The organism is Fischerella sp. PCC 9605, assembly GCF_000517105.1.
Classification (GTDB): domain Bacteria; phylum Cyanobacteriota; class Cyanobacteriia; order Cyanobacteriales; family Nostocaceae; genus PCC9605.
This window is the reverse complement of sequence record NZ_KI912152.1, coordinates 120789-142000: the sequence shown is the minus strand read 5'-3', so window position 1 is coordinate 142000 and position 21212 is coordinate 120789. Positions and strand designations below refer to the sequence as shown.

The 21212-nt window shown below is 43.1% G+C and carries 19 protein-coding genes and 4 pseudogenes; 3 read left to right on the top strand and 20 right to left on the bottom strand.

The genetic code is table 11. From position 1 onward, the window contains the following. Positions 1-966: 966 nt before the first annotated feature. A pseudogene (locus FIS9605_RS46750) lies at positions 967-3009 on the top strand (DUF3854 domain-containing protein); the annotation flags it as partial. 2039 nt (positions 3010-5048) lie between these two features. Here FIS9605_RS46750 and FIS9605_RS0130705 read toward each other — a convergent pair. The 4 genes from FIS9605_RS0130705 to FIS9605_RS38775 form a co-directional block, all read right to left on the bottom strand. Continuing rightward, positions 5049-5246: a hypothetical protein gene (locus FIS9605_RS0130705; RefSeq protein WP_026735977.1), complete on the bottom strand. Its 198-nt coding sequence runs from the start codon at positions 5244-5246 to the stop codon at positions 5049-5051. Between the two features lie 46 nt (positions 5247-5292). Beyond that, positions 5293-5571, bottom strand: coding sequence for a hypothetical protein (locus tag FIS9605_RS0130700; protein WP_026735976.1), 279 nt, complete (start codon positions 5569-5571; stop codon positions 5293-5295). A gap of 227 nt (positions 5572-5798) precedes the next feature. Next, positions 5799-6209 (bottom strand): hypothetical protein, encoded by a 411-nt coding sequence (locus tag FIS9605_RS0130695; protein WP_026735975.1) that lies wholly within the window; start codon positions 6207-6209, stop codon positions 5799-5801. 37 nt (positions 6210-6246) lie between these two features. Further along, complete coding sequence (locus FIS9605_RS38775) at positions 6247-7005, bottom strand: fatty acid desaturase (RefSeq protein ID WP_197036181.1); 759 nt, start codon at positions 7003-7005, stop codon at positions 6247-6249. Between the two features lie 27 nt (positions 7006-7032). Between FIS9605_RS38775 and FIS9605_RS38770 the strand changes: the two genes are divergently transcribed. Further along, positions 7033-9627 carry a hypothetical protein gene (locus tag FIS9605_RS38770; RefSeq protein ID WP_197036180.1) on the top strand — a complete coding sequence of 865 codons (2595 nt, stop codon included), beginning with the start codon at positions 7033-7035 and terminating at the stop codon, positions 9625-9627. Between the two features lie 101 nt (positions 9628-9728). On the opposite strand, the gene FIS9605_RS0130680 is transcribed toward FIS9605_RS38770, so the two are convergent. From FIS9605_RS0130680 to FIS9605_RS0130615, 15 genes and pseudogenes are all read right to left on the bottom strand, one after another. Continuing rightward, positions 9729-9947: a hypothetical protein gene (locus tag FIS9605_RS0130680; RefSeq protein WP_026735974.1), complete on the bottom strand. Its 219-nt coding sequence runs from the start codon at positions 9945-9947 to the stop codon at positions 9729-9731. Then, positions 9944-10957 carry an ADP-ribosylglycohydrolase family protein gene (locus tag FIS9605_RS0130675; RefSeq protein WP_026735973.1) on the bottom strand — a complete coding sequence of 338 codons (1014 nt, stop codon included), beginning with the start codon at positions 10955-10957 and terminating at the stop codon, positions 9944-9946. Before FIS9605_RS0130675 ends, FIS9605_RS0130680 begins: the two co-directional genes overlap by 4 nt. Further along, positions 10929-11693: an ADP-ribosyltransferase gene (locus tag FIS9605_RS0130670; protein WP_026735972.1), complete on the bottom strand. Its 765-nt coding sequence runs from the start codon at positions 11691-11693 to the stop codon at positions 10929-10931. The genes FIS9605_RS0130675 and FIS9605_RS0130670 overlap by 29 nt, the downstream gene beginning before the upstream one ends. Before the next feature lie 520 nt (positions 11694-12213). Then, positions 12214-12471, bottom strand: a complete 258-nt coding sequence (locus tag FIS9605_RS0130665; protein WP_155960593.1) for a hypothetical protein — start codon at positions 12469-12471, stop codon at positions 12214-12216. 398 nt (positions 12472-12869) lie between these two features. Next, positions 12870-13142 carry a hypothetical protein gene (locus FIS9605_RS0130660; RefSeq protein ID WP_026735970.1) on the bottom strand — a complete coding sequence of 91 codons (273 nt, stop codon included), beginning with the start codon at positions 13140-13142 and terminating at the stop codon, positions 12870-12872. Positions 13143-13164: 22 nt separating this feature from the next. Continuing rightward, positions 13165-13431, bottom strand: coding sequence for a hypothetical protein (locus tag FIS9605_RS0130655; protein WP_026735969.1), 267 nt, complete (start codon positions 13429-13431; stop codon positions 13165-13167). A 304-nt stretch (positions 13432-13735) separates the two neighbouring features. Continuing rightward, on the bottom strand, positions 13736-14281 hold the full coding sequence (locus FIS9605_RS0130650) for a WGR domain-containing protein (protein ID WP_026735968.1): 546 nt from the start codon (positions 14279-14281) through the stop codon (positions 13736-13738). A gap of 112 nt (positions 14282-14393) precedes the next feature. After that, a pseudogene (locus FIS9605_RS38765) lies at positions 14394-15164 on the bottom strand (AAA family ATPase); the annotation flags it as partial. Between the two features lie 69 nt (positions 15165-15233). After that, positions 15234-15368: pseudogene (locus FIS9605_RS45655) on the bottom strand (DUF2997 domain-containing protein); the annotation flags it as partial. Between the two features lie 3 nt (positions 15369-15371). After that, the gene (locus FIS9605_RS0130640) at positions 15372-15821 is read right to left on the bottom strand and encodes a DUF1257 domain-containing protein (RefSeq protein WP_026735967.1); all 450 of its coding nucleotides are present in this window, start codon (positions 15819-15821) and stop codon (positions 15372-15374) included. A 50-nt stretch (positions 15822-15871) separates the two neighbouring features. Next, positions 15872-16942 (bottom strand): hypothetical protein, encoded by a 1071-nt coding sequence (locus FIS9605_RS0130635; protein ID WP_026735966.1) that lies wholly within the window; start codon positions 16940-16942, stop codon positions 15872-15874. Between the two features lie 61 nt (positions 16943-17003). Beyond that, positions 17004-17135 (bottom strand): hypothetical protein, encoded by a 132-nt coding sequence (locus tag FIS9605_RS46260; RefSeq protein WP_269321086.1) that lies wholly within the window; start codon positions 17133-17135, stop codon positions 17004-17006. Positions 17136-17225: 90 nt separating this feature from the next. Beyond that, complete coding sequence (locus tag FIS9605_RS0130630) at positions 17226-17636, bottom strand: hypothetical protein (protein WP_026735965.1); 411 nt, start codon at positions 17634-17636, stop codon at positions 17226-17228. A gap of 247 nt (positions 17637-17883) precedes the next feature. After that, on the bottom strand, positions 17884-18249 hold the full coding sequence (locus FIS9605_RS0130620; protein WP_026735964.1) for a DUF6876 family protein: 366 nt from the start codon (positions 18247-18249) through the stop codon (positions 17884-17886). A 258-nt stretch (positions 18250-18507) separates the two neighbouring features. Then, a complete protein-coding gene (locus tag FIS9605_RS0130615) occupies positions 18508-18945 on the bottom strand; it encodes a hypothetical protein (RefSeq protein ID WP_026735963.1) in 438 nt (145 codons plus the stop codon). 227 nt (positions 18946-19172) lie between these two features. Between FIS9605_RS0130615 and FIS9605_RS0130610 the strand changes: the two genes are divergently transcribed. After that, a complete protein-coding gene (locus FIS9605_RS0130610) occupies positions 19173-19445 on the top strand; it encodes a hypothetical protein (protein ID WP_026735962.1) in 273 nt (90 codons plus the stop codon). Positions 19446-20008: 563 nt separating this feature from the next. Here FIS9605_RS0130610 and FIS9605_RS38760 read toward each other — a convergent pair. Then, positions 20009-21045 (bottom strand): annotated as a pseudogene (locus FIS9605_RS38760) (group II intron reverse transcriptase); the annotation flags it as partial. Positions 21046-21212: the final 167 nt, after the last annotated feature.

Below are 21212 nucleotides of genomic sequence, written 5' to 3'. Positions count from 1 at the left end.
AAGTTTTTGATGTTTTTTGTATTAAAAATAAATGCGCTCAACCTACTATAGGCAAGGTTTTTACCAATTTGAAAACCAATTTCTGTAGTGACAAGAAATTTCCGCAAAAAATATTCAGCAATAGCTCTTTTAAAAAGAGACAAAAAGTGCTAACCTGATCCTATCTCTGCAAACATAAAGCAGAGCAGGTTAAACAGGAGGTGAAACGAAAACATATTTAACTAGTCAGAAGGAGTAGGCGAGCCGTTAGACAGCAGTGTTGGCGGACGACTGGGGAGTTTGAAACCAACAAACTGTAAGACCTACGGCATCTCGCGACTCAGACAAGAAAGGTAGTGCTTGTCTTTTTCAAGACAACCAAGAATACGGCAACAGCAGTAAAGCTTTTGCCCGGTTTTTCATGCCTTTGTACGAAGATATTAGCATAAAAAACATCAACGAAGAAAGTCTTTTTTTTAAAAAAATTGACTCGATTTTGAAAAAGGGGCTTTTAACGACTCGCACCATAAAGAAATCGGTCGGCTGCCCACACACAGACGCAAGGCTGGCAATCGCCAAGCACATGGTTTGCTACTCAAGCAACCAACCAGAAAATAAAACCAAAATTAATCTAACAAGGTCTGTGAATTGAGGTAAAGCTTCTTGGGATGTAATCAAATGGCATAAATTGTCTGAAATTGTCTGAAACCTTTACACCATGAGCACTCTATCAGCAAAATTCAGTTTTTAATAAAATTTAAATTTTTCTGAAGCCAGCTCAGGATAAGGGTTTTAACCGCCCAACCTTTATAGGCAAGGGAGCTCTTAGCAGGGGGATAAATTTTCCCCCTTGCAAAGAGCCCCCTGCCCCGATGCTCCCTATGCCTCCATACCAAGGAGAGCGATCGCACCACATGAAAAGCTGCACCAAAGCCTAATACCTCAAACAGTGGGTAGCCCCGATGAACACACATCGGAGTTACCAAAATGGAATACACGAGCGAAAACAATAACGCACAACCGTTAATCCAAAAGCATTTATTGGAATGGGTAGTCGGTTCAGGCGTAGACCCAGCATTAACAGCATTAAATGTGCGATCGCTGGTTGGAAACGAAGTTTATGAATATTTACTATACGCGCTCCCGCAGACAGCCAGACGCAACGGTGGGCGACTACGGGACTCTTACTTAAAGCAGTACGAACAAGCGACTCTTGGGGGCTGGTGGGTAAGTGGACTCGACCCACTTAACAATTGGGAACCAATGATCTGGGGTCGCTTCAAACCCGATAATCCGCGTACTGACTGGGAAAAAGCCAAATCAATTAAATACGAGTCCCCACCCAAAACGGCAAACCGCGTCACCTATTTTAATGTCCCAGAACACTTATGGAAGAAAGTTGCCAAAAGGTACAACATCAAGCGCTATCTTTCTCCCCTGGCGCTACGTCTATTTGACAGATTGCACCCACGCTTATTCTGGGAGTGGGTGCAGTTACACCCAGAAATCCCTATCATACTTTGCGAAGGGGAAAAAAAAGCTGCCTGTTTGTTAAGTCTTGGATATGTAGCGATCGCACTTCCGGGTATTTGGAATGGACGAGTTGGTCAGAAGGATTTTGATGAACGCCTGCATCCTGACTTAATACCACTGGCACAACCAGGACGCCAGTTTATTGTTTTATTCGATTACGAAACCAAACCCAAAACCCGGTGGCAGGTATTTCAAGCGACTATCCGCACTGGCAAGGCAATTGAGGCAGTTGGTTGTAGCTGCGAAGTCGCACAATTGCCAGGGCCAGAAAAGGGGATTGACGATTGGGCTGTGGCACTTGGCAAGAAAGCTCCCTCAGCTGTGAGTACTTTAATTGATGATGCTTTCAGCTTAAAAGAATATCAACAATCATTTTTCCTCAATCAAAGCAGAGGATTACGCAAGTATAAGCCTGATGTTAAGGTCAACTCGAGCTTTCTCACCAAGGCCATAAACAAACTCCCAGCATCCGGCTTGGTATGCTTGCTTTCTGATATGGGCACTGGTAAAACCGAATTTTTAGCAAGCTGGCGAAAACAGCACCCGCAACTACGATTTTTGAACAACGGTCATCGCGTTAACTTGCTCAAGAACCTAAGTGAGCGGCTACAAACGCAGATGTATTCGTCAATTGCATGTGGGAAATTAAGTGAAGCTGATGCCCTCAGCATTACTGTTGATTCCCTCTACAAAATGGCTAGCGATTTGCAAGCTTACGATTGCATCTTCATTGATGAAGCTTGCCAATATGTAGCTCATCTGCTCAAATCAAAAACGTGTAAGGAACATCGCGCTTTAATTTTAGAGGTGCTGGAATCTCTAGTGTATCAGGCGAAACTGGTAGTGCTGGCAGATGCTCACCTCGATGATTTAACAATTGATTTTTTCCGGGCAATGCGCCCAGACGGCGAGAAACCCTACGTTGCTTTAAACGAGTGGAAATCCGGGGGGCGTGACGTTTACTGGTACGAAGGGAAAAACAGCAGCGCCCTGGTTGCACAGATTCACGCCTCGGTGATGGCAGGACAACGATGCTATGTCGCATCTGACAGTAAGCGGTTTATCAAAAAACTTGAGCTAACTTTACTAGATGCTCAAGTACTAGTAGATTCGGTTAAAGAGGGAATAGGGAACAGGGAACTCTTAACAGAGAACAGTGAGTGCCTCTTCGAGGCAGGGTTCCGGGTTCCTTGCTCCGAAGGAGCATTCCCTGTTGCCCGTTCCNCGTTAAGAGTTNCCTTCTTCGATGAAAGTTTGAAACAACCAGAAGATCGCAAACTTCGAGTTTGGGCTATACATTCAGAAAATTCTGGTAGTGAAGAAAATGTAGTCTTTATCAAAGAAATCAACACTGCCATTCAAAATATCGATGTACTCTTAACCACTCCTAGCTTGGGCACGGGAGTTGACATTAGTGCCCCTCATTTTGACGTAATTTTTGGTGTGTTTCATGCTGTATCCCAAGGCGCGACCGAATGTGCCCAACAGTTGTGGCGTGTTCGTTGCGGGGCGAATCGAAGAGATAGAGTCAGGCGGGGGGACTCCTGCGACTTGCGAGGCGAAAGGAAGGAAGAGGCAGGCTTTAAGGGCTTATCGCATAGCACAATTGGCTCTTCGCAAGGTATATCTAAGCCTGCCTCTTCCCCTAGCCAAGATGCGATGCCCAATCATCAACTCGACAATACAACGAAGCCTGACTCTATCTCCCAAGCCAATATGCGTGATGATATCCCCATGCACGTTTGGGTAGCACCTCGTCCTCCCTTTGGTTATGCCGAAACCAACCCCAGACGCATATATGAGAAAATCCTCCAGAAAAATGAAATGACCGCTTTCTTAATCCGCATCGACAAAGAGACTGGTAAGCGGGGGGCTGAAAAAGATTGGGCGCTTGAAGCCAGCTGTCAGATTGAAGCCCAAAGAAATTGGTCAATTAATAATCTTAGGACTGACTTGCGATCGCTACTTGAACATATGGGCAATACAATTATTCCTATGGGTGATGGATTTTCTCAAGTAGCCAATGGATGGATGCAAGCCGCAGGCGAAGCAATCACTGCCTCCCATTGTAAAGCCGTTGCCAATGCCAAAGATATTGACCGCTTGATTTACGAAATAAGGCAACGCCAAGACTACCTCAAACCAGAAGAAAATTACGAGTGCGAAAAGTTCAGAATTAGAGATGCTTACGGGATGGAAGTCACACCCGAACTAGTAGAGAGAGATGATGGGGGGCGGTTAATCCGTAAGCTGATTGCCCTTGAGGGCATTATAGCCTCGCCAGGAGAAGCGATCGCAGACTCGCAGGGGCGATTATTCCCAACTCCACCACCAATGGTTGCACAACGCGATCTTAGAGAGCGCGAGCAATTAAAAATTTGTAGCGATTGGGGCAATCACTCTACCAGTTGGCTGATGCGTCACCGTCTCGGGCTAAGAGAAATACTCGTTCCCATGATGCAGGGTGAAAAAGTAACTGCTGACGACAAAAGGATAGTTGCCCTCAAACAGCAATCTGAGCAATTTGCACCACACGTCAAAGCGATCCTTAATCTTACTATCCCGTCCGAGCAACCAGCGATGTGGATTTACGGAAAGTTCTTAGAGCAACTGGGACTATCTACTGATTGGGATAGAGTCGGGGGTCGCGGTCAACAAGTTAAGCGTTTTTTCCTAGATCCAGATGATTTGGCTTTTGCCCAACAAGTACTAGCTCACCGCCAAAAACAGAGAGAAGAAAAAGAGAAAAAGCGCCAACAACAAAGGGAGGCGGATGCAGCTTATGCGGCGAGAATGCAAGCCATGTACGGCACTGAAGAGAGCAGAGGGTGCAGGGGGTGCAGGGGGAGAGGTGCAGCTTCTGGAGAAAGAGTGTTTTTCAACAACGCTCTTTCCTCCCCTGCCTCCCCAGCTTCCCCAGCTTCCCCAGCTTCCCCTGCCTTCCCTGCTTCCCCTGCCTCCCCTGCCCAAGAACTCCCCGTAGTCACATCCCCCCCTAATATAGGTGGAGAACATTTTAGGGGGGATGTGACTACCAACTCCCAATCATACGAAACACCTCATAACCCTTGGTTTGAGAAGGTTAAAGGCTTTGCAAGCTTGGTAGTTGAGGGACTGCAATACGGTGTTGAAACGGTACTAGAACTACTCAGTGGACTAACTCTTGACGAACGCTGGGGGGTGATATTTGAGTTTAAGGAGATCCACCCTGACGAATTTGGTCAGTTTGTATCAAATGTACCAAATTGGGTGGAATACTTAGAGCTTTAAATGTTGCTCTTATAGGTTGGGGCTGCAACAGAATCAACAACTGCTCTCCCTGAAGCGAGTGAAGCAGTTAACTTGTCATGCTTACTTTGAAAAGCTGCCGATGCCTTTTTTTTGTAACCAAGCCCTTTTGGACTAAAAACTCTTAACTGTTAACTCTTAACTCAACAGAAGATTTAGAACCATTCAGTTTCTTCTTTGGCGGTTAATTGTCGGCAGATTTGTATCCATTGGTTTGATGAGCAGCAATAGTAAATATAAGAATCTTCTTAGCTACTTGCATACAAGCACTGCAACCAGAACTGATGATATTTAGGATTATTTTCTCCTGATTCTAAAGCTAGATTCAGAATTTCAGGCAGCGTCAAATGGGAGCGAATAATTTGATTTTGTTCAGAGAAATATTCAACTTCTGCTTTATTAAGAATAGGACAAATAGCTTGTGTCTTATATGGTATGGACAGCATTATCCATAGTGGTGAGTGTGGGTATGGAGACAGACAGCGAAAATCTTCATTCTGCCCAATCAGCCCCTGGCGAAGTTTCTTCCGAACCAAAGAAATATTCGCCATCGGTTAAACAAATTGTGCGAACTTTTTCTCGTTCAGATGCATCCAAAAAGCCAAGCTCTATCGCTCGGTTTAAAGCTTGTTCAATACTCCAAGGCTTAAAATTACCTGCCCCTTCCCAATGTTGATGATATCTGCTATCAGGCTGGTTCCATCCTTTATCCCAATACCCAAATTCCCAAACAGTCATCATCGGGTCAAATTTAAAGGCATGATTATTCATAACAAATTTCCTGCTTCATGCAGCAATTAATATTTTCTCACAAGAGTTTGCGGTCTGCGCTCAGTTCGGCGCAGCGATTAATATTAACAACGACGAACGCGATTGGTGTGTGATCAAACGTGAACACTCATTGGACAACGGGTGCGCTTGCGCGATCGCCAACGACATAAAAATCAACACCCTGATTGTGTTGTAACGGATTGGGTGGAGTGCTTCCAAGTCGTAAGCTACCTTCGGTTTTGCTCCCAATCTGGGCAGTTTTCGGTCAATTCGGGATGAACAGCGCAGCGCAAATAGGGATTGGAACAGTAAAACTTGCATTGAGTACAAGATTCAGGAAGGTTTCGGTTCTGAGTTTCTTGTAGTTTCCTCTCGAATTGTATTTCTCGCTGTCTTTTGGCCAGCAAAAAAGTACTGTAACCAACTATGCCAAAACCAGAAATCGTTGCAGAAATGGCGGCAGCAAATTCAATTTGTTTTTGATTTGGTTTGATTTTCTCGGCTAGATCAATCACAATCAGTGCGCCCATAGAACCGAGTAGAACTGTTGAGCCAACGATAGTTGCGATTAGGGTTGTTGCAACAAAAGCGCGATTAATTGAGATTACAGCAGACTTTTGTAGTCGTTTCCAAATCATTTTTATCCTTAAAATGATGAGCCTGAAATTGCAGATGTTAAGACTTCACTAGAAAAGACACGCCTACAGCACCGTAAAAAGCATCAAGATTTAAATTACCGTGCCCATCAACAGCTTTCCCTTGTCCTTTGACTAGGCGAGAAACACGAAAGCGATGGTAATTCTTGAGTAGCTGTGGCAGCGTCAGGGAGTAATTTTCTCTGTTAGCGAATAAGTCGCTGTCTAATTTGTGAAGGTTGTACCAAGGACACCTCATCAAAGCATGATGGGCATTGTGATAGCCAAAGTTTAACACCAGCAAATTCAACCACCAGTATCGCCGAGAAATCAAAGTAGTAAAAGTATTCTCTTGCTCGTAAGTACTATTGCGTTTGGGTGCATAAGAACCAGCAAGAAATGTCTCGTAAGTATGTTGAAAGCAATCCACTATCCGCAGTACCGTAATCATGCCAATGTAGGCAAGAAAGTACAGTATCAGTGCTTTGAGTGACACTAACCCCAGCAGGATAAATAATGAAGAACGCACTATAAGCAGGATGATAGTGCGTAGCCGCTCATCATGACGTTGGGGATTCCAAAAAGGAGCAGCGACCGCTCTCCACTGAATAATAAAAGAAATTGCTGGAAAGTATGACCACTCCAACACTAATATCAAGCTACGAATTAGTCTCGGCACATTGTTGATAAAAGTGGGTACATCAAAAGCGACAGAATCGATTTTCTTAACATGATGTAAAATATGTTCAGCAGCTAAGTCCTTGAAGGAAGCATAACAGCCACCGTTAAGCCAAAGCATAATATTGCCATACATCCTAAAACTGCAATGGATAATATGCAGTGTGATTTTGATGGCGATCTCCTAGCTTTTGCTTCAAGTAAAGATTTTCCAAAGCTGACAGCAGAAGTCAAAGAGAAAAATCTACCATCAAATCGTTATCCTGATATTGTCAAAAAAACTAAAGTTCCTTATCAGGGGACGTTTGAACAAATTGCTGTATCGGCAATGGAGAATAAAATTGGAATCATTGCCAATGATATTCAAAAAAATGTCGCACTGCAATGTGAAATTGATGCTATGCCTCAAGCAGAAAAAGCTGATTATCTCAAAAAAGTATTAATGCATTTAGGTAAGGTGCTAGTCAGACATGAAACAGGTAAATTGCAAATACCGGATAAGATATTAGACCAAATATATAAGATTACCCAAGTGCGGGCTAGGGATGAGAATCAAATAGAACAACAATTGCAGTCGTTTAAAAAATTATTGAAAGATTGTGTAGCTGAACTTGGGAATGAACTACAAGTAGCTACTGATGGCCCCAAAAGTGCATTGCGACCTGATGATTCAATTATCCAATACTGTCAGGCTATAACAGCTTACAAAAAAGAAGTAGAGTGGTTGAACGACAAGAAAAATTCAGAAGCCTTTACAGATAGGGGTATGAAGACCAATGGCTATAGCCCTATTGATTTAATGATTAAGCAAACAAATCAAATCTTTGAGCAGTGCAAACTAATAGCTAGACCTATTGAACAATTTAGAAACTTTTATCCAGAATTGGAGTTTACTTCCTCACAAAAAGAATACGCTCAAGAAATTAAAAAAAAATATAACTCCATAGTCAAGCAACGTATTGAACTGGAGTCAAGAAAAAAGTTAGAACCTGGCCCTTACATGGTCATTACTTCTCTACTGAGTGGAAAAAAATTAGAGATTACTAATTTAATTAATTACGATATAGCAAAAGATCCAACATTCTGGAATCATTCAGAACTCAGTATTAAAATTTTATCGAGAGAACCAACTAAAAAAATTCCCCATCCTCTATTTGCTCAAGCCAAATTTCAAGCTCCAGATGGTAAAGAGATAGATATTCCTATTGGCACAATTAGCATGAAGTCTATGTCCGAACACGATATCAAGCCCGGAATGTCTATCAAACAGGGTAAGGTTGAATTTCATTTTGGTATTAGTGATGGCATGATAGATGCTTTAAAGCAGCAAACCAAAGAATATCTGGAATCCGTAAGAAATAATACTCCAGAAGCAGAAAAGTTGCAGCTAGCAGCAGCTATTCATGATGTGAGCCATACGGAAGAAAAATATTCTGGGATGCGTCGGGCTGGTGTAGCGTTCGCTTTTTTCCCCTCGGAGGTAATAAATCAACTCAAGCAGTTGCAGTTTACCCAGATGAAAGTAATCGGTACTCAATTTAATGAGTGTGCTGATAGAAACTTTAAAGGTGAAAAAGTTGCGATTAAGTTTGAGAATGCCCCTCATCCTCGTGAACCCTGTAAAACTGCTCGTTGGGTAACAGTAGAAGGTAAAAAACTGGGTACGCTTGATGCTCGTTCTCCTCATTTATTAGCTGGATATGAAGCGATCGCCAATATTACTTCCTCTGGCAGCACTAGTATTATTGTCACTAGCTTGAAAAATCCTGATCATAAGTTACAGATTGATAGTGTTGATAAATATGCTTTTGCTGGTCGTCAATGGCAATCTGAAAAAGCCAATATAACTCTTAACATACGACAGACTGACTTACGTAAACCGCCAACAGTATTTGCTCTGGTAGGAGACGAAGTATTGGGAGTTTTAAATAAACAATCAGTAACTTTTTTGCAACAAAGACTAGCATCTGTTGGCGGACAAATTCAGGGGTTTACTTTTATGGGTGTTGTTAATAATTCTCCTGCTAGTTATGCTGATATAGTTATTGACCCTGCTACTGTTAAATACCCAGATGTTCAAATAGAAGAACAACAAGTTGGTCAAAATTTAGTTCAAGAGCAAGTAGTCGTAGCATCCTCTAAAGAAAAAGAAGAGGTTAAGCCAACTGTTACGGGGGCGAATCTTAGAAAAAGGGGAGGCTTGAGCAAAGCTGATTTATCGGTGGGCCAATTGGATCTCCCAATAGAAGCCTCCCCTTTTTCTTTAGCCAAATGCGTTGCCACTGTCGTATTTTTTGACGCTCCCGTTGAGCGATCGCATAGTAGTAGAACCGAACAGGTGATGTGTAATATGCTTAAACGTGCCGTTAACCGTGCAGTTGAGCTTGGGTATGATACAGTTCATTTCGTGGATGCTTCGCCATACAAGTCACAAAGCCCTTCATCATCTGTGGCAACAATTGAGGAACTAGCGCTCGCGCACTCCTGTATCAACATTGAACTATCTGCTGCAACGTCTGTAAAAAATGCAATGCAACTTTTGAAGCAGCCAAACGATATAGTTATTGGTATCGGTAGTATAGAAACAGCCCCAATCATTGACTTTGCTACTGACCAAGGAAAAGCTGTAGTAGCGTACCTTCCAGAAACTGGAGAATTTGAGCGGCGCAATTTACCCCAGATAGAAACTGTGCAAAAGACAGTTTCAACAGATAGAAAAGACTTAGAACAGGAACGTGCATAAGGCGATCGCCTGAAAAATTAACCCACTCCGACAAGGGAAGTGGGCTAACAATGTCTAAAAGTCGAAGGTTGCTGATCTAAGAGGATGTTTTAAAACATACTCTAAGTTTGAGCGTTATTTGGATTGGAAGTAGTGTTAAGTGGTTCTTGTTGATGAATTGGGAACAAATTGCCATTACTATCCAGCCCAATTGCAAAATCCCAGCGATTGCCAATTTCTTCGTTTGAGTCAACGTTACTTAAGTTGTTCGTGTGAGCAGATCTAGTTGGTTCAGTAGGCTTTTTATCCGAGTTGTTCTCATTGATATTTGGGTTGCTCATGTCAATAACCCTAATTCCATACTTAATTGATAGCACCGATCGGCTAGGGAAATCAGTTCAGAATACCCCCAAGTCCCTTGGTCTGTTAATTGAACTGCTACTTGAGGCTTAACTGCTTTTTCGCCTAAGTAGGCTCCACTAATTGCTCCAGCCATTGCAGCAGTCGTATCCACATCCCCACCTACCGAGATTGCCGTACAAATGGTTTCCCAGTAATCTCCAGGTGTCCTAAGAAAAGCATAAAGGCTCCACAGTACACTAGGATGTACGTGTGGCGATATTCCTTCCCAATCACTGAGAGAGTCAGGAGGATTGCCACACAGCGCAATTTTTTTTACAGCTACTTGTGGTGGTAAGCATACCCAGTTAATCAAGTCTTGCAAGCTATCTGCTACAGACGCCTCAATTTGTCGAACCCATGTACTGAGTTGATTCAAGAAAGATGAATGTTCGATATAGTTACTTTGAATTGCTAAGGCAACCGCACCCGCGATCGCTACTGCACCAGCCAAACTGCTTTTATCTTGATGAGTAATTCGCCCTTGATCGTACGCGGCTTGGATAAGTTGTGAGGGGTGATTGTAGAAGAAAAGCCCTATCGGGGCAGCCCTCATCGCGCTACCATTGCGAGCATAGGGAGGTGGAGTTCCAGCCTCTAACCATGAAATTCCTTGTGCTAACCGAAGTGCTACTTTTGCTGTAGCACTACTGGAACCAACAATTCGCTTTTCAGCATAGATAGCAGCAATACGAACAGCATAATCACTGGGACAGAATTTCCGACAAGCCACATAGCTTTGAATCAGTTCTCGTGCTAGTTGTGAATCATCCGTATATTGACCAAAAACAAAGTTCGAGTGACTTCGTTCTCCAATTCTTCCGGCTTTTAACTGTTGAACATACTTAAAGCAAACATCTGAGGAATGCCGTTCTACTGGCATTCCCAAAGCATCGCCAACACATTGTCCGAGCAAACAGCCTCTAAACTGCTCTTTGGTTGGGATTCTCATTATACTCGTCCATTTCGATTACATTCATTCTTCGTAATCTAGCATCTGAGCTAATCGGATAATCTATAACCAGTTTGCGTCGGACAATGAATGTCATATCTGGAGGAAACAAAACTTCACCTTCCCTTGCTACCCGTTTGATTGGATCAACATATTTACCTTGAGAGCCGTTGGGAAGATAGTTGATACGAAACACTAAATTGGCGGATTGAGCATATTGTTGCATTTGACCTATGGGTATCTGCCAATAGGTTGTACTGGTGAAACGAGGCTCTGTTATAACCATCTCTGGCTCATATCTTTCGATGACTTGCTCTTGAACAGTTACATAGCGCACAAGAGGTTCATCCGTATAGCTGCTCCCAGGAGGATGAGGAAGAGTAGATAATTGTTCTGTTGTTACACTTGGAAGTTTGTTAAGAGCAGACCTCGCTCCAAGGCTGATGAGAAGAAACTGTTCGCGTTCTTCAACACAGAGGTCTTCGCTCCCAGCAAGAGCCAAATTCATTCCCTGATAGAACTTTGATGGGCCAAGATACATAGCAATCGACCAAGCTTCTGCTCTAGTAAACCCGGGAGCAAAGGCTAAGGTGTGTTGGATTTTAGATTCATGGTATCCAACATCGTAAAGAGGATCTGGATTATTTGCTGTTGGGATGAAGCTTAATATTCTTGCCTCTTCATCAGACGTTAACAAAGTTGGTGGAATTTGACCACCTTCTGTAGAGAATGTCATGATTAAAATACTCCTGTGCGAGTCAAGGGTTGGGAAAATCATGACAAAGTGGGACAACTATAGCTGGTTTATTTAGTTTGGCGAACTAGATTTCTCGTTTTGGAGTGTCAAAAAGCGCGGTTTTTCGAGAGTAACCTGAGAATGTTCGCAATAACCCGCGCTTAATGACCACGGGTTGTCCCACTTTGTCGTTTGAAAAATGTAGCGGCAGTTGCTTGCTTTGGTCGGTCACGCATATTGGCGAGTGTTAAAGAGGGAGGTTTCTTCGAGATATCTCGCGCTTGCCCACGAATAAATAAGGGGCATCAAACTCAACGAGGCGAAGGTCAGAAACAGAGTCAGGCTTAATAACTCCTGCGACCTTCCAAATCAGCGTATCGACTATACAACGAAGCCTGACTCTGTTTCCCAAGCCAAATGCGAACCCTCTTTTTCTAAGAATCGCCTCGGTGAGTACTGCCCTTGTATTTTTTTCTATAAAAGAGTGCTAAACCTCCTATGGTTCTGCGTAAGCAGTTAACTACCGCGCTGTGAAAGGTTCATTGATTTGGTCTGTTGTGAGCAAGTCGATGATGTCTTGAGGAATATTGCAATAGGGAGCAATAGCCTCTGTCAATTGGTGAACTGAGGTAACATCTTTAAGTTCATCCCCAACCCAAACAATTGGCTCATCTGAATCTTCGCTTTCCCAGATTTGAGCGAAGTAGGTTCCCAAAGGTTTGTCCCAACCGACTGTGATTTCTACATAGTTAGTTGATTCGATTTGGTATCGACTCATAAACTGTTCTCCTGGTAATTTCGTTAGCAATAAAAAACTGATGCTTGCTGCTCCAATCACTGCGTAAGCAGTTCAACTACTCTGCACAAAGAAAGAAACATCTGCTTGGTGTGTGAGCATAGCGCAGCGCTTTTTCATGGCCTGAGCTAACAATCTACTTATTCCCACTGTGCTACGAAAGATCGCTCGCGATCGCCTGGATATGTGCGATCGCTCAATTGATTAAAATTGACGTGGGGGACTCAGACCCCCTGATTTTATTTAGAAGGGAACACCAAGCCAGGTTCTCCCTGTTAAGAGTTGCCTTCTTGTTAAAATTTTTTACAGCACAGTAGTTTCAACCGAGAGCATATTTTTAAGACTCGGCTGAAACATCTTTTTAAAAGTGCTTGTTTTGGCTAAAAATCCTCTGATTCTATTTCCTCAATCGGCTCATTCATAAATCTTTTTTGTTGTTTGACTTTGATTTGCTGATACTCGGATGCTTTGATAACTGGCATCGCAGCTTCTTTTACTGCTTGCTTAGCTTGGAGGTAGAGAAACTCTGTCACCCTTTCAGAGTCTTCGTCTTCATCCACTTGCGCCCAAAGCGAACAACCTAGTTCAATTGATTCATAATCACCGAGGTTGAATTTGCGGGAGTAACTAATAGAAACTGTGGTAGTTTTCATTTCATATTTCTCACTTCAAATATTATTTGATTGGCGAGCTTGTTAGTTTCAATCCGCAGTTTTCTACGAAATTGTTCAAAATCTCTCTATACAAACCACAATCAATTATGATTCCCTCAAGTTGTTTCTTGAGATTGGCTGCTGCTTCTTCTGCACAGTTGCAACAATCTTCATAACCTTCATCGCCTTCGCAATAGGCGTATTCTCTGTTGTCCATTGCCTTCAATAATTCATCAATATGTTTTTTGAGAAGGTGAAGTTCTTCTTGTAAAAATTTGTCTGCCAACATAGTCAATCAGGAATGCCAACCTAACAGTTCACTTCTTAATTGCGCGTAAGCGCCTCAATGATTTATATAAAATTTCCGCCTTAAATATAAGGCGGAAACTAGCTAACTTGCTTTGTCGCATATCTGTGCTGTTTTTGTTTGTTGAGAATTTATCTCTTGTTGCCTATGCTTGGGATGTCTGTCGCCCTCTGCCAAGAGCTAACAATTAGCTTTGCCATAGTTTTCTACTTCTTTAATTTTCTCGCAATAATTTCCGCGAAGCGATAAAAAAACACCAAGCCAGTAATCAGCTTGGTGATAATCATCAAAAATGCCGCCAAAGATTTTTGTTGATAGATCTCAAGCTAACTGTTATATTTTCTGTTTTCACTTCTGATGTTGTTTGCACAACAGCTACATTATGAGATGGCAATAATGAATTAAGCAGTTCTCGCTGATGGTCAACATCTGCTACACTCTGGTAAACTCTGGACGGATCTATTTGCATCCCCAAGGGTGTGGGGACAATTTTCAAATATTGATTGAGAGCATTAATATAACTATCATTGAAATTACGATTAGCAACATAAGGACGGAGAGTGTCTAACAGTTGAATAGCTTGTCTAATTTCTGAAACATCACTGCTATCGATTTGAGGCTGACTTTCTCGATAACCTTTAGATTTCTTTTCGGCTACAAGATTGTTGAATTTATTGATGGCTTGTTGATGATTACTAAGAGAGTGAACTTTCGTTTGGGATTTGTATCCAACCCGTCCCCATTCAATAGTTAGTTGATTATCTTCAACTTTTGCCGACCAGAATTTATTGCTGTTGTGAACAGCGTCAACAAATATAAGATATGTTTCCATGATTTTTGATAATTAAATTGATTAGCCTCGTCACGTCTGAAAATCAGATGTTCCAAGGCAAAGTATGAGCTATTGACTCACGACTAATCAGGTCAGGCATTCGCCGACTTGATTAGTTTATGTTTCTCAGTCGTGGAGTTCGTAAGGACTTGGTTGTTGTCTGCACTGTACTCGAAGCCGGTCGCGCTAACTTAGCCCAAGAGCGCATTCGCTCAACAGAAGCCGCGTCCTGGACAGCTAAAGGAGTAATGCTCTGACAACAAGCCTCCAAATCTCCTAAACTAACCTGCTGCGGTCTATCTTCATCAAATGCCAGTAGTGCCGCTTCTGCTGCAAGGGTTTCAAGTTCAGCCCCGGAAAACTTAGAAGTGTTCTCGGCAATTGCCTCTAGATACTCTTGTTGTACCTGGATACCGAATCTTTCCAGATGAATCTTGAGGATCTGAACTCTCTCTGGTGCAGTTGGTAGATCAACGAAGAAATTTTCGTCAAACCTTCCCTTCCGTTTCAACTCAGTTGGCAGTGCCTCGGGATCGTTGCAAGTGGCGACAACGAACACTCCAGCCGTACACTCAGACATAAAGGTGAGGATATTGCCCAGAATACGCTGGGAAACACCACTTGTATCGCCGCTGCCTGAAAGGGCTTTCTCGATTTCGTCAACCCACAACACGCACGGTGCAATGGCTGAGGCGGTCTTAAGTGCGCGGCGGACATTGCCCTCAGACTCACCCACTAGAGAGCCAAGCATGGATGCAATATCTAGTTGCAGTAGCGGTAAGTTAAGGATATTAGCAATATTCTTAGCCAGCAGTGTCTTACCTACTCCGGGCGGCCCTGCCAACAGAACTCCTTTGGGTTGTGGCAGATTGAGACTTCGCGCTCGCAGGCGCGTTTGGTGAGTTGAAGTGCTACGAAGCTGTTGAGTTTGGGCTTCGTCCTTGTAGGTGCGATCGCCCTCTACAATCCCCAAGGCTTCTTCAAACGGCTGAGTTGCTTCCAGGCAAGATAGCCCTTCAAAACCAAGGGCTTCCACTTTCACTTCACCTGTCGCTTTATCGAAATGTATTAGTATTGCTCGTTCCATGATTTACCTCCTCACATATTGTTGGGTTTGCTGATGTCCGGCAAAAGTTAGGCGTAGGGTCTGCACCTGACCCTCACTTGTCTCAGTGATAGTGCATTCGCCAAACTGTTCGGTAAGTTGGGCAGCTTTAGCTCTTACCATGCGTTTACCGTAAGCTTGCATTAACTGATGAGTGAAGAAGTTTAGCCCCAGTCGAGGAACTGTCTCGTAGGAGTCATGGATTACGTCATATACACTGCTGTCTTGATTCCACTTGAAACCAATATCTGCGCGGGCTTTGATTATGCAACCAGGAACGATAATCTCTGCACTTTGTCCTTGAGAGTTGCCGTAGTAACCCTTGAGTGGCTGTGGTGTTTGGTGAACTTGTGGCTGAAGTTTCAAATCTTGCAAAGCCTGTATCAAACCTTCTCGGTTGGTTAGCTTAGTTTTGATTGTTGAGAAATGTGACATTTGTTATCTCCTTTTTATTGGCAAATATTGTCGTAGTGCGATGTCTGGGTTTAACTGAACTTGAACGACATCACGGTAGCTTTTGATAAACCCACGTCACCGCTTGCTAACTGTTGCAAGTTGCGTTGAGAGTCCAGCAGCTTAGAGGCTATTGCATCTATCTTTTGCTGAAGTTGCGATCGCTGCTGTGTCCCCAAATTCTTGGATGCAATTGCTGGGTCATTAACGATGGAATCAAGATGCTCCATCATCTGCTGCAAACTACTGCCTGCCTCAACAGAAGCATTCGCCAACAACACTCGTACTTTCTGTAGGTGCTTCTCCATCTTTTTCTTGAACTGGACTGGTTTGCGTCCCGGTTCCCACTCGCTTAATTCTTCAAGTAACTGAGCTGCTAGTTGTTCACCACCAGCGATCGCTGCTTCCCTTAATCGTTGCTCCAGGTTTTGGTCATATTGCTGGATAAACTCGGTAATTTGTTGAAGGCACTCAGCTTGTTGCTGCGAGAGTTGTTCGGACAGTGCTGGGATGATCGCGGGACGACCGATAACGACTTGCAAATAGTCTTCCAAATCGGTGAGAGTAGGGAAAGCTTTTAGGAGATTGGCTTTCACCTGTTCTTGCTTATCTTGGGGTAGTTCCCAAGTATTCAGAGACAGGAAATTTTCAATCCGTTCGGTATAATCTGCTAATCCCTGCTCGTAGTCGTCCTTCAACTGTTCACGGAGGGTTGGAGCAATCGTATCTCGAATTGATAGCAACTGACTCCACACTAGGGGTGCTAAATCAATCGGACAAATCCAATCCCCGTTATCTGGATGCATCCATTCTTGTACTGAGGCGATTTCTTGCCTCAACTTAGATGCTGCTTCATCAAGAGCTTTGAATACTTTGATTCCCTTTAACCCTACTTCGGAAGATTTAACTTTTATCAAGTCTGATTCATCTTCACCAGAAGACTTCAAAACATCAGTCCACTTAGGAGCATTACTTTTAGTGGTTTTCTTTAACTGAATTTTGAATCTGATTCTGGTTTTGTTTAGGTTAGAGAAATTGTATCGTTCAACTACAGCATCTTGGAGAAATGTTTCTGTTGAATTTGAAACAACTACTTGTACCATAACTGTTCGTTCGCTTTTTGCGCTTGTTCAAAATTCTTGATGCGTAAGCATCCCGCTACATTTAATCCGGACAAAACCGGGCAACCTTTGTCTCTGGTTTGGTGTTTAAGATTTTGGGAGAGGGCAGGACAAACCGCCGTCCCGGACAAATCCGGACACGCCTCTCAATAAACTTGTGCGGCGGTTTGTCCAAGGTTGCCCGGTTTTGTCTACGATTTCTCCCACCCTAGCCCGATTGAAGAGGTGGAAGGGTAGGGGATTTCTCTGTCGAGTCATAGGCTCCCTATGCTGCCTTACGTGGTCTGCCGCGACGCTTGGGAGTATCTGTACTGATGGGTGCGGTAGTCTTTTTGGATCTTTTTGAGCGCTTGGACTGTTCTTTTGCAGGTGGTAACAGTAACAAGCTAGGAAGTGGGTCTTGGGTAAAACTGTTGTGGGTAACGCTGCTAGTTAATTCTTCAATCTGTAGCGTCCAAGGATCGAGTAGGGTGATGGGTTCTTGTATTGGGTGTAGTGTAGTGATTGCTTGTTTTGGATTTGTAATACAAGTGCTTGTAGCTGTTTGAAGGGCGATCGCTTGCCGTGGTGGCTGTATGAGGTGTAATAGTCCAGCAATGAAGTCCATTAGCATCAATGCAGCGAATGCAGTTGGCAAAGCGATAATTGCGATTGTGAGAATGTCTTGATATTGCATTTTAAAACTCCTATGTACTTTAACTTTTGTCACTTTTCATCTGCGCGTAAGCGCGACAAAAACTCGCTTGGAATGCAGAAGTTTTTCTGAACATCAAAGCGAGTTTTTGAATAAATAAGTTAAGCTAAAGTTAAGCTATTTGTGCAACACTACCACACCACTTTTGAGCATCTTTGGTTTTGCATTTGGCAGTGCAATAGCTATTAATTCTTGAACATTAGAGCGAGTTTTTAAATTGATTTTGAAATTAATATTCACTCTCAAGCATCAGAGTCTTCTGTACTAGATAAAGTCTGATTTCCGGGAAAGGAAAATCTGTATAATCAATTTCTTGCCGTAGTACTTCTTTATCTGTATCCCATTCACAAATTAACGTGCCTGAATTGTTATTAACAACCAGACGCCAAATCTGAAAATCTTGCAGTCCTGGATCGGATAAAAACCTATTATTGGCTTGATGTGAGATAATTCCATCTATTAGCCAATATGCTTGGGCTGCCGAGGCTAGATATTTCACGCCTTCGGTATATTGAATGCCTGACCAGTGTCTGTAAAAGGTTTCCGAACCAACAAATTGCTTGAGTTCAGTAGTTATTTGCTCAGCATCTTTCATGGCTGACTTGTTAAGATATTACTTTCATCGCTGCTGTTGCGCGTAAGCGCATTTATTCTGAGGTTTTGAGCAGAGAATGAAAGCAAATATCCTATTCGTTGTCTAGACATTATCTGTTTAAAAACTTGACAAAACCTTTTTAACAGACACCGATGTGTGAACACCGCAACGTCGAAGTTTAGTAGTTCTGGGGAAGGAAGCTTCTTCCGCTTGGAATAGGGAGATATTAGCTTGAGAATGCAAGCTAGAAGATTCCTCTCAAGATTCAAAATCATTTGATTTTCCGACGATCGCACTGAGCTGTTTTAATTCCTCCTTCACAGCCTCTAGTTGGGACTGTAAGCTGGAAAGAAGCGATCGCAACTCGTCAATTTCAGTTTGTTTAAGCGTTGGGTCTAGTTTATTTTCCTCGGCTCTACGGATGAAATCAGCTGCAACTGTCTCCAGTTTCTCAACACTTACCTCAGTTTTGGGGGCGACAAAAGCGTTGTAAAGTCTGCCATGAATTTTTTTGTAAGCATACCATCCGCCTTTGCCAGGACGGACAGTGACATTGGCTATTTTCCCCTCGTATCGAAACGATTGATCTTTTGAGAGCCAGGTTGTCCAACTTTTGCTACCGACAGTAATCAGTTCACCGTCAGCCAACTTCAAAACGCCGCTTTCCATCAATACTGGTAATACCTTTACTGCCATAGCTCTACCTGTAACCTATCTACAACCAATATTGCATACAACTACCTGCAACAGTTATAGAAGAAATACTTGAGATTTTCACTTCACCATCACAAAAGCAAATGCAAAATCGCCTACAACCACAAGAGGTTGTAGGTGGTTATAGGTAAGATAGTAATAACAATCATAGGGCATACAGCCGGCCAAAGCAAGTAATGCCCTCTCAAGTACACCAGGAGATTATAGCAATGTCCTATTTACTAAGTCCACAACTACAGCTACTTTCTGCACCCGAAACTTTAACTGCTGCCACAGTTTATCGTTTTTTGGTCGAACTGGTATCCTCTAAAGTCGAGCTTGACGAGCGTGGAAAAGAAGTTCCTGTGATAAAGAAAATTGTAGATGTTCGGGTGATTGAACCTAGCTACAAAGCGATCAGGGAAATACTCAAAGCAACAGGAAATCTAGAAGGCTTTCAAATTAATCATTTCTGGATTCCAGCGGATCAATGCCCTTTCTAATTTAACTAATGATGGGTTCTGTTAGCTATAAGTCCCGACGCTTACCCGCTTCGGGTAGAGCGTCGGGATGATGTCACAGTTGTAATCTGAACAAACGCCCCTGACGGAGTTTAGCCGTGATGTGGCGGTAAACGTCAGCAAAGCAGGATCTTACCCCTACTAGCGTCTGCGTTTTGATACAACAGGCCTCGGTCGTATGGAAGCGTGTTTTTTCTTCGACTGAACAGATACAGGTGAAGTTTCTTTTTCCGGTGTAGCTTTGGGAGGTCGGCAACGTTGGCAGTATAGAGGGCGTGATGGATAACAGGCGCGTTCAACTACCTGGTTGCACTGCTTGCAAACGAAGCGATAAATTTTTTGCTTAATCAGGCGAACATGAGCTTTGACGAAAACTTCCTTACTTTCCACTTGCTTGTAAACGTAGCTTCTAGGACTAAGTAGAGTCGAGGGAGAGTATTACCTCTCGCCCCTCTCTGTTAAATCTGGACGTGCGCCTTTCGGTGCATCCAGCTTCCGATGTTCTTAGGGTTAAGGTTTGTACCGTAGCAACGGTCGGCTTTTCTTCACCAAGGATTATTTTCTAGATACTCCTCGGTTACTTCCCGACGCCCTAGCGTTATAGAACGTAGTTCCCTTTCCCTTTTGCTGATGTGGATGTAATCATGGCAACTTTCATGGACTACCATTAGGTTTTTGTCCTTCCAGTTGTTGTGATTATCGTCAATGTGGTGTAGGTGTACCTTCTCTTGAGAAGTTAACTTCAGTCCACAGTGACCACACGTATGGTTTTGCTTCTTTAGTAATTTTGAGGTTCTGCCATCATATAGTTTACTGTTACGTTCGCTCCAATACACTAAGTCTCCATCGTAGGGGGATTTATCTCCTTTGACTTTGACGTGACGGTTTTCAGAGTAAGGAACCGATGGGAATGCTTGCTTGACAAGTTTTTCGGTTGATTGCCTATCCTGTTTGGTTTCCTTGTTGAATACCTTAAATGTTCTGTGATTAAGATGCCACAGAGAGAACCGTGAGCCATCCATCTTACAGAACTTGTGGTAATTCCTCCAGCCTCTTACTATTGGTGCTAACTTTGCAGCCTTCACCTTGGCACCATACTTCGAGCTATTGACGATTTTCTTGACCTTCTTGCGAAAAGCTTTGTAGTTATCCACTGAGGGAACACATCTAAGCTTTCCGTTTTGCTGTACTTTGAAGTGCCAACCTAGAAAGTCAAACCCATCTGTCGAGGCGGTTAGCTTTGTCTTTTTCTCACTTACCTTTAATCCTCTTTCTGCTAAGAATTGGCTGATTGTGTCGAGTATTTGTTTCTCATCATCTTCTGGTCTTAGAAAGAACACTATATCATCCGCGTATCTCACGGATGGGTCTAATGTTCTTGGGTCTTGGTTTTTACACCTATGTATAGCTTCAATCCCATTGAGTGCGATGTTAGCTAATATTGGACTAACCACACCCCCTTGACATGTTCCTTGTTCTGGGAACTCAGGGTTTATTCCAGCCTTAAGGCATGGAATATACCTAGTTTTAACCATTGCGGGGCGATGAGGTTTTCCATGATGGTGTTGTGGTTTATACGGTCTAACGAAACCATTACTTAATGCCCATCTCAAGAACCCATCAGCAAACTTAACTGACATAGAAGTAACTGATGTGATGCACCCACTATTTGGGCGAAGGTTTGCAGTGATATCCATATCAACCCCGCCAAGTGGTGAGGGTCATGCGGTAGTAGCCTATCGAGGTCAT

Coding starts and splice junctions, on each gene's coding strand:
- FIS9605_RS0130705 (WP_026735977.1), bottom strand. CDS start 5,246: ATGCTGTCCATACCATATAAGACACAAGCTATTTGTCCTATTCTTAAT.
- FIS9605_RS0130700 (WP_026735976.1), bottom strand. CDS start 5,571: ATGAATAATCATGCCTTTAAATTTGACCCGATGATGACTGTTTGGGAA.
- FIS9605_RS0130695 (WP_026735975.1), bottom strand. CDS start 6,209: ATGATTTGGAAACGACTACAAAAGTCTGCTGTAATCTCAATTAATCGC.
- FIS9605_RS38775 (WP_197036181.1), bottom strand. CDS start 7,005: ATGCTTTGGCTTAACGGTGGCTGTTATGCTTCCTTCAAGGACTTAGCT.
- FIS9605_RS38770 (WP_197036180.1), top strand. CDS start 7,033: ATGGATAATATGCAGTGTGATTTTGATGGCGATCTCCTAGCTTTTGCT.
- FIS9605_RS0130680 (WP_026735974.1), bottom strand. CDS start 9,947: ATGAGCAACCCAAATATCAATGAGAACAACTCGGATAAAAAGCCTACT.
- FIS9605_RS0130675 (WP_026735973.1), bottom strand. CDS start 10,957: ATGAGAATCCCAACCAAAGAGCAGTTTAGAGGCTGTTTGCTCGGACAA.
- FIS9605_RS0130670 (WP_026735972.1), bottom strand. CDS start 11,693: ATGACATTCTCTACAGAAGGTGGTCAAATTCCACCAACTTTGTTAACG.
- FIS9605_RS0130665 (WP_155960593.1), bottom strand. CDS start 12,471: ATGAGTCGATACCAAATCGAATCAACTAACTATGTAGAAATCACAGTC.
- FIS9605_RS0130660 (WP_026735970.1), bottom strand. CDS start 13,142: ATGAAAACTACCACAGTTTCTATTAGTTACTCCCGCAAATTCAACCTC.
- FIS9605_RS0130655 (WP_026735969.1), bottom strand. CDS start 13,431: ATGTTGGCAGACAAATTTTTACAAGAAGAACTTCACCTTCTCAAAAAA.
- FIS9605_RS0130650 (WP_026735968.1), bottom strand. CDS start 14,281: ATGGAAACATATCTTATATTTGTTGACGCTGTTCACAACAGCAATAAA.
- FIS9605_RS0130640 (WP_026735967.1), bottom strand. CDS start 15,821: ATGTCACATTTCTCAACAATCAAAACTAAGCTAACCAACCGAGAAGGT.
- FIS9605_RS0130635 (WP_026735966.1), bottom strand. CDS start 16,942: ATGGTACAAGTAGTTGTTTCAAATTCAACAGAAACATTTCTCCAAGAT.
- FIS9605_RS0130630 (WP_026735965.1), bottom strand. CDS start 17,636: ATGCAATATCAAGACATTCTCACAATCGCAATTATCGCTTTGCCAACT.
- FIS9605_RS0130620 (WP_026735964.1), bottom strand. CDS start 18,249: ATGAAAGATGCTGAGCAAATAACTACTGAACTCAAGCAATTTGTTGGT.
- FIS9605_RS0130615 (WP_026735963.1), bottom strand. CDS start 18,945: ATGGCAGTAAAGGTATTACCAGTATTGATGGAAAGCGGCGTTTTGAAG.
- FIS9605_RS0130610 (WP_026735962.1), top strand. CDS start 19,173: ATGTCCTATTTACTAAGTCCACAACTACAGCTACTTTCTGCACCCGAA.